This window comes from Aquirufa sp. TARAVU-A1A (assembly GCF_054558675.1).
Window position 1 is genome coordinate 25,622 of sequence record NZ_JBPXKP010000003.1, and the last position, 14,465, is coordinate 40,086.

The following is a 14,465-nucleotide window of genomic DNA, read 5'->3' on the forward strand; positions in this document are numbered from 1 at the left end:
TAAAATAATACAAAAATAATTCAATAAGCAAACGCTTTAGACCGCTATATTGATTGTATGAACAAAATCATATCCACCTATAATAGGATTTGCTGTCACGGTAGCTAAATCACTTATTAAGGAATCTCGAAAGACATTATCACTGGTGTTTTTTGTCGTATTTTGTCCATGAGCTTTGTATAAATCTGAACCATGTACAAGGGTGTTAATTTCCTCAGGAAAAGCCATTTGTGTGGATAATTTAAGCTGTCCTCCCACGTAAATCTGCGCATGTATATGCGTTGCTCGCCCTTGATACCAACCCGGATAAATCGTTTTGAAATTAACCGTACCCATGGCATCGGTTGTGGCCATTCCACGGCAAAATGTCTTTGCCGTATTGTCTTGATTTCCCAAATATCCCTGATTCACATAACCTGAATAATAACCATCCTTATCGCAATGCCAAATCACTACGGATGCATTGGCAATGACTGAACAATTGTTATTAACATTCCGAACTATTATGGCAACATTTAACGGGATACCCGTTTTTCCTTCGGTAATATCTGTATGTGTAATAGCAGTATCTCTTTTTTCATACAAGGGGAATGGGCCAACTTCCTCGGCGTCTGTCAACTTACATGACCCTGAGCTATTTGCTGTAGTGGGAGTTATTGAACTATCCTCTTGATTTTTAATACAGGCCGCTGTCACCCAAGGAGCAAGCAAAACTGAACCTGTTTTGATAATAAATGCTTTTCTTTTCATGAATCAAAAATAAGAGAGTAATAACAATAAAATAAGAACGATCGAACTACCGATAAAATTTGTCGGCAAACATCCCGTCCAGGTAGACAAAATAATGTGTATGTTTGAATTATGAACAACAGCTACCCTACCGCCATCATCACCGGTGCCTCACGAGGTATCGGACGTGCATTAGCCATCTTACTTGCTAAACATAATTTTCAAGTTAGTTTAATCGCCCGAAATGTAGGCGAATTAAAAGACCTAGCCGCCGAAATAACCGAAATGGGACATCGCCCTTTGTATTTCGCTGGGGATGTTTCGGATGCAACCTTTGTTCAAAATGCCGTCGAAAAAACGGCACATACGTTTGGGAAAATTGATTTCATGATTAATAATGCGGGCGTGGGAGCCTTTGGCCCAACAGATTCTTACACAGAAGAAAAGTGGGATCAGGTCTTTGACACCAATGTGAAAGGTACATTTCTATTCTCCCAACGTGTATTGCCTCACATGTGCCAAGCTAAAAAAGGTCATATCATTGCTATCGCTTCGGACGTCGCTAAACGTGTTTTCGATGGCGGATCATTATATTGTGCTTCCAAATATGCCCAACATGCTTTCAATGAAGCCTTGCGCAAAGAAGTAAGAAAAGATGGCATCAAGGTATCAACCATATACTCTGGTTTAGTCGACTCGCATTTCCACGCGGAACCCCAAGGCGATGCAAGTCATCAGACTTGGTTAAGCCCTGAAGACATGGCAGATAGTATCTATTATGTGATGAATCAGCCGGCACATGTGGTCATTGATGAACTCATGATACATCCACTTTCGCAAGAATATTAGGCCGACAGTATAGAACAGTTTGGGTCATTAGATTGGTTTAATTAAATTTAATCTGAAAATAAACCTATTGCTATGTCATTAAAAAAACCCTCGCTTAGTTTCAGTCAAATCATCAACATGAACGTTGGTTTTTTTGGCATTCAATATAGCTTCGGGCTTCAACAAAGTGCAGTTAATCCCATTTATGATTTTTTAGGCGCAAGCCCCGATGAGATTCCCTTATTGAATTTAGCAGGTCCCGTGACGGGCTTATTAATTCAGCCCTTCATTGGGGCGCTTTCGGATAGCACTTGGCATCCACGCTGGGGTCGTAGAAAACCCTTCTTCTTCATCGGTGCGCTACTTTGCAGTATCTGTCTTTTACTATACCCCTTCAGCTCATCTTTATGGATGGCTGCTGGATTGTTATGGATTTTAGATGCGGGAAATAATACGGCTATGGAGCCTTACCGGGCATTTGTGGCTGACAAATTGAATGAAGAGCAACAACCCACGGGCTTTCAGATGCAAAGTTTTTTCACGGGTTTTGGGCAAACCTTAGCGAATCTATCGCTTTTCATCTTCCCTTTAATTTTCATTGGTAAAACGGGCTCCTTACCTACTTGGGTGTATGCATCCTTCTTTTTGGGCGCTGTTTGTTCCATTGGATCTATTTGGTGGAGTATGCGAACAACTTCCGAGATAGAACCTACGGCAGAAGAGTTAGCACAAATTCGAACGAAAAAAGTGAGTGTCGGCGAATCGATTACGGAGATATTTCATGCGATCGGAGAAATGCCAAAAGTCATGTGGCAATTAGCCTTAGTCTACCTATTTCAATGGTATGCGCTTTTTTGCTACTGGCAAAATTCTTCGAAAAGTATTGCCTTATCCGTTTGGAATGCAACACCGAAAGACAATCCCGAACTCTACGAAAAAGCCGTTTCCTGGACAGGATTAGTCAATGGCTGGTACAATATCGTTACCTTCTTATCCGCGTTAGCCTTGGCTGGTTTTGCCAAAAAATATGGCGCGAAATCCGTTCACATGACCTGTCTACTTTTGGCAGCAGCAGGTTTTTTCGCCTTTCCAAACATTGAAAACAAGAACTTATTATTCTTTGCGATTTCTGGCTTTGGAATCGGCTGGGCCAGTATGATGGGTATCCCTTATTTATTGGTCGTAGGTGACATTCCCAAAGAACGTTACGGTGTTTACATGGGCATCATCAACATGATGATTGTGATCCCGATGATCCTTCAAAATATATCGTTTGGATATATTTTAAAGCACTTTTTGGATAATGATCCAAGAAATGCGATTACCTTTGCAGGCGCGTTGTTGGCCATTGCAGCTCTCGCAACCGCTTTTATTAAACCATCCCCAACCAAAGCCTAATGAGTGTATTGTGTATTGGCGAAGCCTTAATCGACATGATTTGTACCGATAAGGGAAGTAGCTTATCTGACGGTCAAAATTTCCTAAAAAAACCAGGTGGAGCACCTACGAATGTTGCTGCTGCGATTGGAGCCCTCGGTGGTTCTGTTGCTTTATCAGCTAAGGTCGGAAATGACCCTTTTGGTAAACAATTAAATCAAGTCATGTCGGAGTTTAAGGTGGACACGAAGCATGTTCACTTGGATTCCAATCACTTTACCACTTTTGCTTTCGTGTCTTTGATGCTCGATGGCGAACGCGATTTCGTGTTTAATCGGGGCGCTGATGCACAATTAACGGTCGATGAAGTTGCGGCCATTGATTTAACAGAAACGCATATTATTCATTTTGGTTCGGCAACGGCTTTCTTGGATGGACCATTGAATGCAGCCTATTATTTTTTATTAGAATGTGCCAAAAACCAAGGCAAAACGATCAGTTTTGACCCAAATTACCGCCATTTATTATTTGGCGACAAGCAAGAAAGTTTCATCAAGCAATCGTGGATATACTTAAAACAAGCGCATTTCACGAAGTTGAGCGATGAAGAAGCGATGCTGATCACCGGGAAAAATACCTTGGAAGCTGCAGCGACTGATTTATTGGCCAACATCCCCGGCGTATTCACCATTACCTTGGGAAAAGATGGAACGCTTTTGGGACTTGATGGCAAAACCTATATTATACCAAGTATCCAAATTAAGCCAACCGATACAACAGGAGCTGGAGATGCTTTTGTAGGAGCGGTATTATACCAATTAGACGACGCGTCGTTGAATCCTGCGGAATTAGGTTTTGAAGATTGGAATAAAATCATTCAGAATGCCAACAAAGCTGGCGCGCGCACCTGTGAATACATGGGAGCAATGGAAGCATTTAAACATTTGAACAACAGCATTTTTAATTAATATCCGTGTACAATCCAGCCTTACAACATAAGCTCCATGAGCTTGTCAAATCGCATAAAATCAAAGACGCTAAATTCGTAGAACGCTTTACGGCGAATATCGATGATATTCAATCGCATTTTAACGCGATCTATGGTAATCATCCGCATGCTGCGAATTTATTCCAAAGCTTGCTGAATTCCATTTGCCAAGCTTTTGTGGATCGTTCCGATGACTTAAAGAAACGTGATGCGCAAAAGGAGAAAAAAGGACAATGGTTCTTAAGCCAAGACTTGGTGGGCATGAGCTTGTATGTAGACCGCTTCGCCGGCCAAATCAATGACCTGCCTAGCAAATTACCCTATTTACAAAAGCTCGGTGTCAATTTTTTACACCTCATGCCATTATTCAAAAGTCCTGAGGGAGAGAGTGATGGCGGTTATGCTGTCGAGGATTTTCGCGTAGTAGAGGATCGTTTAGGGACTATTGAAGATTTACGTAAATTCCAGTCGGCACTTCAAAAAGAGGACATGTATCTGATGATTGACATCGTCCTGAATCATACTTCTCACCACCATGAATGGGCGAAGTTGGCAAAATCGGGCATCAAAGAATACCAAGCGTATTTCTACATGTACGATGATCGCCGGATTCCTGATCAAATGGAGGAAACAATGCCGGAAATTTTTCCAGAAAGTTCGCCGGGAAGTTTCACCTATGATGAGAAGTTGGACAAATGGGTCATGACTGTTTTCCATCATTACCAATGGGATTTGAATTATACGAATCCAAAGGTATTTATTGAGATGTTGGGTAATGTGTTTTTCTATGCCAATTTGGGTGTTGACGTGGTTCGTATCGATGCACCGGCTTTCATTTGGAAACAAGTGGGAACTACTTGTCAAAACCTTCCCGAGGCGCATCAATTGTTGCAATTGATCAAAATGTGTACAGAAGTAGCTACTCCGGGAATGGCTATTCTAGGCGAAGCCATTGTTGCACCTGCTCAAATCATGGAATATTTCGGTACGGGTCGCTATGCAACACATGAATGTGATTTTGCTTATAATGCGACGCAAATGGCGGTTCAATGGGATGCTTTGGCGACCGGTGATGTAAGAATTATGCAGAATGCCCAACATGAATTGCTTCGCAAACCTTTGGGTGCAACTTGGTTAACCTATACCCGCTGTCATGATGACATTGGTTTAGGATATGACGACTACATGATTGAGCAGGCAGGTTTCACGCCTTATGATCATCGTTCATATATCAAAAATTATTACAGCGGCGCGCAGCCGGGTTCGCCAGCAAAAGGCGCCTTATTTGCTGTTAATCCGAAGACGCAAGATGCCCGACTTTCCGGTTCATTAGCATCTTTATGCGGATTGGAGTCGGCGATTGAAAAGAACGACAAAGCTGCGATTCAAACATCGATTGATAAAATCATCTTAATGCAAGCCATGAGTATGTTCGTAGGCGGAGTTCCGATGTTGTTTTATGGAGATGAAGCGGGTTATACGAATGATTATAGCTATTTGAATGACCCAGGTAAGAGTTATGATAATCGCTGGATGCACCGACCAATTATCGATTGGGAGCGCAATAAAGCGGTAGCCAAAAAAGTCACAACGGAAAATCAAGTTTATACTGCCTTGCAACAATTGATCAAATTAAGACGTTCACTACCGATCGTAGCAGATTTGAAAAATATACAGTGGTTGGGAAATCACAATAATTCCATAGCAGGTTTTGTTCGTTATATCGGCGAGGAGAAAATCACGTGCTTGTTTAATTTTAGCTCTGCTCCACAAGAAATCACTTGGTTTATTATGGATTCGAATGGACAAAGACCAGCACAGGTGAAAGATTTATGGTCGGGGGAAACCTTACAAGTGGGCATGGATCATGACCATTTGGGATTGGCGCCGTATCAGTTTAGGATATTGAAATAATTTGTAGAGACGCGATACTTCGTGTCTATTTATCCTTTTTGTAGAGACGCGACACTTCGCGTCTTATTTCAATTTGTCGTGACGCGATACTTCGCGTCTTATATTTCATGTTATGTAGACGCGAAGTATCGCGTCTCTACAATTTGGGAATAAAAAAACGCGAGACATACATCTCGCGCTTTCAAAGAATCAATCATTAATCTAATTTCCTTATAACAAAGGACCAATATTCTTTTTACCGATTGTTAAACTTTCAATCGCGTCTTTTGGCATATCATGCTCAATAAAGAAATGTTTCAAACCACCGATTGAAGCAGCATCCAAAATACGTTTGAAATTCACAATCCCAGAACCTGCTGGAACAATGTTTTTAAATCCTTCGTCAAAATCTTTGATGTGACACAATGGGAAACGACCTGGTTGAGCTTTGAACAAAGCAACAGGATCTACACCTGCTTTTGTCGCCCAGCCTAAGTCCAATTCAAACTTCAATAAGTCGGCAGAAATCTCCTTTGAAAATACATCAAAAGCTTTTTGACCATCAACAAGCTCAAATTCACGATCATGGTTGTGGTAACATAAAGTCAATCCGGCTGCATTGGCAATCTTACCTGCCTTTGTCAATACTTGAACAGCCTCAGCTACTTCTTCTTTCGAATTCACCGGGATGTTCGCACATACCAAATACTTCACGGTTGTACCTTTCAATGAATCTACAATCGCTTGCGCATCGTCCCGCAAATTATTCATGCGTGGCATCTTCGACGTATCAAATCCTGGACGAGGCTTAAATGGAGCCCCCATAACATGATGCGAAACCCAATTCATTCCTAAAGACTTGTTTAAATCCGAAAATTCCATGGCCGACATCCCATAAAATCCACCGATGCGACTAAATGCCGACTCGATATCTTTATACCCCAAATCCGCAATTTTCTGCATGTTCCCCTTCACATCTTGATCTAAAGTCATGAAAAGCGTAAACAACTGTACGCCCATTGGACGCGGAGTAGCCTTGAAAATGGAAGGTAAAAAAAGTGAGCCAGCAAGATATGCACTCGATTGCTTTAGGAAATGTCTTCTTTCCATGAGAATTATAATAGGTTTAGAGGTTAAGCACAAATTAATGTATTTTTTTGATACAATAAAAATTTATTTCCATTTATCTCCAAAAACCCAGGCAAAATTGATGTCCTCCGACTTGAAATTCGTGTTGTTTTGATGCCAAGTGAAATCCCCTCCCTCGCGGTGGCAGTTGGCATAATACACCCGATGCCCCCAGGCTAATTTCCGGTCGCCCGACTGGTAAATAGGTGCATCGGCCATGTTTTTATCGAAGGTGCAATTGAATAAAAACATTTGAGCTTCGCGGTGGTAACGCCCTAATTTATAGCCCGCATCACCCACAAATCGGCAATTTTTCAGGACAGACTTCGCCCCTTCCTCTCCAGATCCATCATGCCAAATCGCCGCATTCATATTATGACAAATGAAGGTACAGTTTTCCGCCAAAGCATAACCCCGCGGACAATACAAATCGACACCTCCTTCAATCTCGCAATCGTTCAAATAATACATCCCAGCATTAACGTCCCAAGGACTCATCGTATCTCCGCCACCCGAACGAAAGGTGCAATGTTCAAAGCGTAAGCGTGTGGCACCCGGCATGGTCCGAACGGCAAATTGGTGCCCATCTACACGCACAATTTTTTCGCCATCCTTTTCCCCGGATTCCCTCGGCAAAGCATATTTCTGAACTGTACTCACAGTCGTTTTTCCCGCCTCATTTAAACATGGAATCGTAACATCTTGCTTCGTAATCAAACCATAATCATTTATCACCGTCAGATGCTCAAAACTCAAATCATGCCCTTTGATATTCAGCACACCCGCACCGTAATCATCCGGATTTGAACAACGCCAAATATCACGCGCCTGTGTAAACTTCAAGATAACACCGGCACGCGATTGGCCGATGAATCGTAGATCATGTCGGAGCGAATCAACAAACACCTTCTCTTGATACAGGCCATTTTTGATGTAAATCGATTGATTATTCCTGCTTTTATTGATTGCTTCCTGAATTGTACGAACATCCCCTGAGCCATCTTTGGCCACCGTGATCTGCTGCATGAATTGGTCCATTAATTGGACCGTTTTATCAAACCATTTGGTAAACAACAAGAAAGTATGCGGCGAACCTTCATGCGTATAGACGTCGGTCAAAATCCCATAAGTCGTCATTTTTTGTCGGAAATCATCCCTTCCCGCATGCATGCGTGCATTCCCAGAATTAACAAACAACACAGGTGGATCTTGCTTGGAAACATGATGTAATGCAGATGCTTGGTTCCAAAGCGCAGGATTCTCCGTTTTGGTATAGCCAAAATAAGCGGTCGCCGCAGAAGTCCGAACTCGATCATCCCCTTCCCCCGATTCAGGATGGATATAGGCCAAAATCCCATCTAGGTCGATGACCCCTTTGATTTTCTGTCCTTTTCCAAAGAGATTTTCATCCTGAACGGCTCCTAATAAAGCAGCCATTTGGCCTCCTGCGGAATAGCCTGCCACAAAGATTTGTTTCGAATCGACATGAAGTTTAGCTGCATGAAGATGTAAATAACTAAGCGCCGACTGTGCGTCTTGCATCGCTGCTGGATAGAGCGCTTCGGTCGACAAACGATATTCGGCTAAGAAAACGCGGTAGCCTCTGGCAGCTAAAGCTTGTGCTAAAGCAGTATGTTGGGAACGATGCCCCGTTCGCCAGCCACCTCCGTGAAAAAACAATAAAGTCTTACGAGATTTAGCATCTTGTGGCTCAAAAACATCCAAGACCAATTTCCGAGCACCGATTTTTTTGTAAACAATCGATTTAGCTTTCGGCACTGTCCCGGAGGTATATTCTGCTAAACGCAACGAAGGATCCGATTGTAAAGCCGATTTCCAGGCTGAATAATTGGCAAACGAACTGTCGGGAATACCCGTAACTCCTTTGGTATTTTGGGCCAACAAACCCTGACAAACAAACAGTAGTATGATTCCTATCTTGCGCATATTTTATAAAGACGAGAAATCGAATTTTATAATCATTCTTGTTAACTTGGACATTCAAACCTGAAATTATGAAAACAGTTCGCGTACTCGTTGTGGGATGTGGAAACATGGGAGCTTCGCATGCGACAGCCTATCACCATTCCCCTGACTTTGAAATTTGTGGCCTTGTGTCCCCAGGTAAAAGCAAGGAAACCTTAAATAATAAAATAGGAGGAAAATACCCCCTATTCAATGAATATTCGGCCGCATTAGCAGAGACAAAACCTGATGCGGTATGTATCTCCACGTATCCCGACACACACGAAGCTTATGCCATCGAAGCAATGGAAGCGGGTTGTCATGTGTTTATCGAAAAACCGATTGCCGATAGTTTAGCCGGCGCCATTCGCGTGGCTGAGGTGGCGAAAAAAACGGGCAAAAAACTGGTTGTCGGATATATTTTACGCCATCATCCCTCATGGATCAAGTTCATTGAGGTAGCCAAAGAAATGGGGAAACCCTTGGTGATGCGCATGAATTTGAACCAACAATCGCATGGCTATATGTGGGATGTGCATCGTAATTTGATGGCAAGTTTAAGTCCAATTGTGGATTGCGGCGTGCATTACATTGATGTCATGTGCCAAATGACGCGTTCGAAACCGGTTCGCGTTTCGGCGATTGGCGCACGCATGACAGAAGATATTCCAGCTGGAAATTACAATTATGGGCAATTGCAAATTCATTTTGAAGATGGTTCCGTAGGTTGGTATGAAGCCGGTTGGGGCCCGATGATTTCCCAAACAGCCTATTTTGTCAAAGATGTTTTCGGCCCGAAAGGCTCCGTTTCCATCGTTGCCCAGAATGCCAGTGGAGAGGGTAAATCCGATTCCGTGGAATCGCATACCAAAACAGAGTCCCTTCGTGTGCATCACGCGGATATCGACACCGAAAATGAATTTACACGTCCAGATGAATGGATTAACCTAACAGATGAACCCGATCATCAAGGTTTATGTGACCGAGAGCAGGCTTATTTCCTACATGCCATTCAGGTGGATGTTGATCTAACAGATCACGTAGAAGACGCGGTGAACAGTTTGAGAATCGCCTTCGCTTGTGATGAATCGGTGAGAACGGGAAAGATGGTGGAACTGTAAGTCCGAAGGGAATTAGTCCGAAGGGAATTAGTCCGAAGTCCGAAGGTGAATAGTCCGGAGGGAAATAGTCCGAAGTCCGAAAGGTGAATAGTCCGGAGGGAAATAGTCCGAAGTCCGAAAGGTGAATAGTCCGGAGGGAAATAGTCCGAAGTCCGAAAGGAATTAGTCCGAAGTCTATAGGAGTATGTTCTAGCGATAAGCTTATTACTCATTCCCTAAGTACTCCGGACTCTTTCCCTCCGGACTTCGGACTATTTCCCTCCGGACTTTTCCCCTCCGGACTCCGGACTCTTTTCCTCCGGACTATTTCACTTCAAATAATTCGCTAACCAATTCCCAACTTCCTGATAATGAAACTTCGAATTATCCGGATTTAAGATCCAGTGATTCTCACCAGGAAATACAATCAATTTACTTGGGATTTGTAATCGCTGATGAATGCTCCAGTTTTCCAAGGTATTGTTGATCGGTACGCGGAAGTCATTCTCTCCTACCGTCAATAACATAGGCGTCTTGAAATTAGCTGCAAAGCGCATTGGATTCTGTTCTTTCCAAGTTTTGGTAGGCACCCACGGTGCTCCCCCATTCATCAATTCTCTACCCCAAATCACATCGGAAGTACCCCATTGCGATTCTGAATTCACCAAACCCGCATGCGAAATCAAGCATTTGAAATGCGAAGTTGTCGCCTGCATCCAGTTGGCCAAATGTCCCCCATAAGACGCCCCACCTGCCGCCTGACGTGACGCATCGATAAATGAAAAACGTTTCATCGCATCGGCAGCCGCTTCTAAAATTTCATTTCCGGGTCCTTTGAATGGATCCAACTGAATGTCTTGCGCGAATTTTTCACCATAACCAACGGAACCTGTATAATCTGTCATCACAATCACGTATCCCGGAGCGCCTAACACGTAAGGATTCCAACGATACCCAAATACATCTTTAAATGAACTCGCAGGACCTCCATGCATCAAGACAAACAAAGGATATTTCTTGGAGGCATCAAAACCTGCAGGGCGCAAGATAACACTGCGAATCATTTTGCCTCGAGACGATTTGGTCCAAAAAACCTCTGGTTTAGGCAAATCCAATTTTGCTAACGAAGCATCGTTGGCCTTTGAAATGGCAACTGATTTGCCTGCATTCCAAACATACACTTCTGCTGGTGCAGCGAGGTGCTGATATGTATAAGCTATCGAATTTCCTGCCACCGATAAACCTGTAACGGATCCAGTTTCACCACCAATTAAGTTGGCATAATTTCCATTTTCGATCGAAATTTGAATTGCGCGATCAACTCCTTGATCTTCAATGCTCGCAAAAATAGAATTACCTGACACTTCCCAATCATTAATCGGTCGATCAAGACCCGTCGCTAATTCGGTGCGATTTTCCATGGAAGGCCAAGCGAAACGATACAAATGCTCGAGATAATAGATCTTATTTCCATTCATATGCCCAGCGGCAATCAGATACTTACCGTCTTCAGCAAATTGAACTTGAGAATAATCTGTAGGATCTTGACTCAATCGTTTTTCGGGACCACCAGAAATAGAAACAGCATATAGATGTGAGTTCGCAGACTGGTAGGCGGTGGTATTATATTCGGTTGTTGCCGTAAAGATAATTTGCTTAGAATCTGGACTAATGGCAAAAGAACCTAATTGGAATCCTTTGGATTCGACTAAACTTATTTTGGAAAACACATTAACAGGATTCGGTTTTTCAACAGATAAATCCATGACATAAATGTGTGATTGTTTTTCATCCAACCAGCTGTCCCAATAGCGAATGGGGAAAGAGGTATAAACACGTGCTTTGGTTTTAATTTTCTTCTTTTCTTCCGCTAATTTCTTACTGGTTGAATCCGTAAATGCGGTTGCAAAAACGCGCGAAGTGAACGCAATCAAACGACCGTCAGAACTTATTTTAGGTGTCGCAATTCCTGTAGACAAACTAGTCAATCGTTGGGCTTCACCCCCTAAATCCAAATTCAAACGATATAATTGAGCTACTTCATCTCCCTCTCGTTTCGCTGTAAAAAAGATTTGATGTAAAATTGGATGCCAAAAATAATTGTCTTCTCCCCCTTTGGAATTCGTGATTTTACGAGGCTCTGAAGACCCATCCGTTGCTGCAAGCCACAAGTCTGTTGTTTGCTCTTCCGTATTATAGGATGTTTCCGTTCTACTATAAACTACCCATTTCCCAGAAGGGCTTAATGCGGGAGTACCTATTTTCTTCAACATCCACATGCTTTCATGTGACATGGCGGGTTTCTGAGCGATACTTGCATGCCCCCAAACAAGCAAGACAAAGAGTAAGATTTTTTTCATAAAAAACATTTAGCTTCGTAAATTAGTTATTAAAACTTCATCTATTATAAACTTATGAGAAAAAAATACGCAATGCTCGTCCTAGCGTTTATGCTAGGTGCTTTTTCATTAGAAGCACAAAATACCACGAAATTTATTGATCGGGCTAACATGAATCTGAATGTTAAACCGGGCGATGATTTTGCAGAATATGCAAATGGGAATTGGATTAAAAATAATCCCATCCCGGCCAAAGAAACACGATGGGGGACCTTCAATCAATTACGTGATTTCAACATTAATGCGGTTAAAACAATCCTAGAAGGAACCCTGAGTACTAATGCTCCGGCTGGCTCGGTGGAACGCCGGGTTGCAGACTTCTACTCCGCGGCGATGGATAGTTTATCCATTGAAAAACTGGGCTTCACTCCTATTCAAGCAGATTTGAATCAAATCAACGCAATTCAATTCAAGTCTCAAGTTGTGACAGAAATTGCCCGACTGCGCAAAACAGGAGCCGCATCGCCCCTATTTAGTTTTTATGTGGGTCAGGATCGTAAGCAAGTAGACAAAATGGTCCCTCAATTAGGCCAAGGGGGTACGTCCTTACCTGACCGCGACTATTATTTAAAATCTGACGCTCGAAGCCTTAAAATCCAGGAAGCTTTCAAAAGTTATGTGAGCACATTATTCCAATTGATAGGCACGAATGAAGTACAAGCAAAGGCAAATGCTGAATCGATTTTTCAATTGGAAAAAAAATTAGCGGAAGCGCAAATGTCACGTGTGGAAATGCGTGACCCATACAAAACCTACAATAAGTTTTCATTTGCGGAATTCAATCAAAAATCACCCGCGTTTAATTGGGCGATGACATTCCAAGATTTTGGCACTACGGCTCCTGATTCTATGTTGGTTTCCGCACCCAAATTCTTCGAAGTAGCGAATAAGTTATTGATTGAAACACCTTTAGAAACTTGGAAAACGTATTTGACTTGGAACGTCCTGAAAGGATCAGCTAGTTATTTGAGCTCTCCTTTCGTGAAAGCAAACTTTACTTTTAACCAAGTCATTAGCGGGCAAAAGGTTCAAACGCCACGTTGGCAACGCATGTCATCCCTCACGGATGGAGTCATCGGAGAATTACTAGGCCAATTATATGTAGCGAAATATTTCAAGCCTGAAGCGAAAGTTCGTATGGCAGAATTAGTCAGCAACTTGCGTAAAGCATTTGAAATCCGGATCAAAAAATTAGATTGGATGAGCGATGAAACCAAACAAAAAGCGCTGGCAAAATTGTATGCATTTACCCCTAAAATTGGCTATCCCGATACTTGGAAAACATATGAAGGATTAGAAATCAATCCGTCATCATTTTACCAAAACTTGCGAAATGCAAGTGCGTGGAGCTTCCAAGAGAACATTAGTCAAATCGGTAAGCCCGTTGACCGAACTAAATGGGGTATGACACCTCCAACAGTAAACGCTTATTACAGCCCGGTGATGAATGAAATTGTGTTCCCTGCAGGCATTTTACAATTCCCATTCTTTGACGCGAAGGCGGATGATGCCATTAACTATGGAGGTATCGGTGCTGTAATTGGCCATGAAATGTCACATGGATTTGACGATTCAGGGAGTCAATATGACAAAGATGGAGCTTTGAGAAATTGGTGGACGAAAGATGATTTGGCGAAATTCAAGGCCAAAACAGAACTATTAGGTAAACAATTCGATGCCTATACCATTTTGGATACCTTACATGTGAATGGCAAATTAACTATGGGTGAAAACATTGGCGATTTGGGAGGTTTGAATATGGCTTATGAAGCATTCAAAATGACTAAACAAGGAAAATCAAAAGCGAAAATTGATGGATTTACGCCTGACCAACGGTTTTTTCTAGGATTTGCACAAGTGTGGAGAAGTTCATCGTTACCCGAAACAGCTGCTAATATGATTCAAACGGATCCACATTCACCGGCCCAATTTCGTGCTATCGGGGCACCGGTCAACATGGATGCTTGGTACAAGGCATTTGATGTGAAGCCAGGAGATAAGTTGTATAAGAAACCAGAAGAGCGGATTAAGATTTGGTAAGAATAGACATTAGACCTT

At 42.4% G+C, this 14,465-nt stretch carries 10 protein-coding genes; 6 read left to right on the top strand and 4 right to left on the bottom strand.

The window, feature by feature from the left end; translation table 11 throughout:
* Positions 1 to 36: 36 nt before the first annotated feature.
* The gene (locus V7S75_RS04640; RefSeq protein ID WP_459511774.1) at positions 37 to 750 is read right to left on the bottom strand and encodes a dioxygenase family protein; all 714 of its coding nucleotides are present in this window, start codon (positions 748 to 750) and stop codon (positions 37 to 39) included.
* A gap of 111 nt (positions 751 to 861) precedes the next feature.
* Between V7S75_RS04640 and V7S75_RS04645 the strand changes: the two genes are divergently transcribed.
* From V7S75_RS04645 to V7S75_RS04660, 4 genes are all read left to right on the top strand, one after another.
* Positions 862 to 1,578 carry an SDR family oxidoreductase gene (locus tag V7S75_RS04645; RefSeq protein WP_459511775.1) on the top strand — a complete coding sequence of 239 codons (717 nt, stop codon included), beginning with the start codon at positions 862 to 864 and terminating at the stop codon, positions 1,576 to 1,578.
* 72 nt (positions 1,579 to 1,650) lie between these two features.
* Positions 1,651 to 2,955, top strand: coding sequence for an MFS transporter (locus tag V7S75_RS04650; protein ID WP_459511776.1), 1,305 nt, complete (start codon positions 1,651 to 1,653; stop codon positions 2,953 to 2,955).
* On the top strand, positions 2,955 to 3,902 hold the full coding sequence (locus V7S75_RS04655; RefSeq protein WP_459511777.1) for a carbohydrate kinase family protein: 948 nt from the start codon (positions 2,955 to 2,957) through the stop codon (positions 3,900 to 3,902). The genes V7S75_RS04650 and V7S75_RS04655 overlap by 1 nt, the downstream gene beginning before the upstream one ends.
* Positions 3,903 to 3,907: 5 nt before the next feature.
* Positions 3,908 to 5,836 carry an alpha-amylase family glycosyl hydrolase gene (locus V7S75_RS04660; protein WP_459511779.1) on the top strand — a complete coding sequence of 643 codons (1,929 nt, stop codon included), beginning with the start codon at positions 3,908 to 3,910 and terminating at the stop codon, positions 5,834 to 5,836.
* A 210-nt stretch (positions 5,837 to 6,046) separates the two neighbouring features.
* On the opposite strand, the gene V7S75_RS04665 is transcribed toward V7S75_RS04660, so the two are convergent.
* Both V7S75_RS04665 and V7S75_RS04670 read right to left on the bottom strand, forming a co-directional pair.
* The gene (locus tag V7S75_RS04665) at positions 6,047 to 6,925 is read right to left on the bottom strand and encodes a sugar phosphate isomerase/epimerase family protein (protein ID WP_459511780.1); all 879 of its coding nucleotides are present in this window, start codon (positions 6,923 to 6,925) and stop codon (positions 6,047 to 6,049) included.
* A gap of 63 nt (positions 6,926 to 6,988) precedes the next feature.
* Positions 6,989 to 8,890, bottom strand: coding sequence for a pectinesterase family protein (locus V7S75_RS04670; RefSeq protein WP_459511782.1), 1,902 nt, complete (start codon positions 8,888 to 8,890; stop codon positions 6,989 to 6,991).
* A 68-nt stretch (positions 8,891 to 8,958) separates the two neighbouring features.
* Between V7S75_RS04670 and V7S75_RS04675 the strand changes: the two genes are divergently transcribed.
* A complete protein-coding gene (locus tag V7S75_RS04675; protein ID WP_459511784.1) occupies positions 8,959 to 10,029 on the top strand; it encodes a Gfo/Idh/MocA family protein in 1,071 nt (356 codons plus the stop codon).
* A gap of 308 nt (positions 10,030 to 10,337) precedes the next feature.
* Here the strand turns inward: V7S75_RS04675 and V7S75_RS04680 are convergent, their stop codons facing one another.
* Positions 10,338 to 12,368, bottom strand: a complete 2,031-nt coding sequence (locus V7S75_RS04680; protein WP_459511786.1) for a S9 family peptidase — start codon at positions 12,366 to 12,368, stop codon at positions 10,338 to 10,340.
* Positions 12,369 to 12,422: 54 nt separating this feature from the next.
* Between V7S75_RS04680 and V7S75_RS04685 the strand changes: the two genes are divergently transcribed.
* Positions 12,423 to 14,447 (top strand): M13 family metallopeptidase, encoded by a 2,025-nt coding sequence (locus V7S75_RS04685; protein WP_459511788.1) that lies wholly within the window; start codon positions 12,423 to 12,425, stop codon positions 14,445 to 14,447.
* Positions 14,448 to 14,465 lie beyond the last annotated feature (18 nt).

Excerpts from the sequence above, each read along its gene's own strand:
- V7S75_RS04640 (WP_459511774.1), bottom strand. The coding sequence starts at position 750 with ATGAAAAGAAAAGCATTTATTATCAAAACAGGTTCAGTTTTGCTTGCT.
- V7S75_RS04670 (WP_459511782.1), bottom strand. The coding sequence starts at position 8,890 with ATGCGCAAGATAGGAATCATACTACTGTTTGTTTGTCAGGGTTTGTTG.
- V7S75_RS04665 (WP_459511780.1), bottom strand. The coding sequence starts at position 6,925 with ATGGAAAGAAGACATTTCCTAAAGCAATCGAGTGCATATCTTGCTGGC.
- V7S75_RS04680 (WP_459511786.1), bottom strand. The coding sequence starts at position 12,368 with ATGAAAAAAATCTTACTCTTTGTCTTGCTTGTTTGGGGGCATGCAAGT.
- V7S75_RS04675 (WP_459511784.1), top strand. The coding sequence starts at position 8,959 with ATGAAAACAGTTCGCGTACTCGTTGTGGGATGTGGAAACATGGGAGCT.
- V7S75_RS04645 (WP_459511775.1), top strand. The coding sequence starts at position 862 with ATGAACAACAGCTACCCTACCGCCATCATCACCGGTGCCTCACGAGGT.
- V7S75_RS04650 (WP_459511776.1), top strand. The coding sequence starts at position 1,651 with ATGTCATTAAAAAAACCCTCGCTTAGTTTCAGTCAAATCATCAACATG.
- V7S75_RS04655 (WP_459511777.1), top strand. The coding sequence starts at position 2,955 with ATGAGTGTATTGTGTATTGGCGAAGCCTTAATCGACATGATTTGTACC.
- V7S75_RS04685 (WP_459511788.1), top strand. The coding sequence starts at position 12,423 with ATGAGAAAAAAATACGCAATGCTCGTCCTAGCGTTTATGCTAGGTGCT.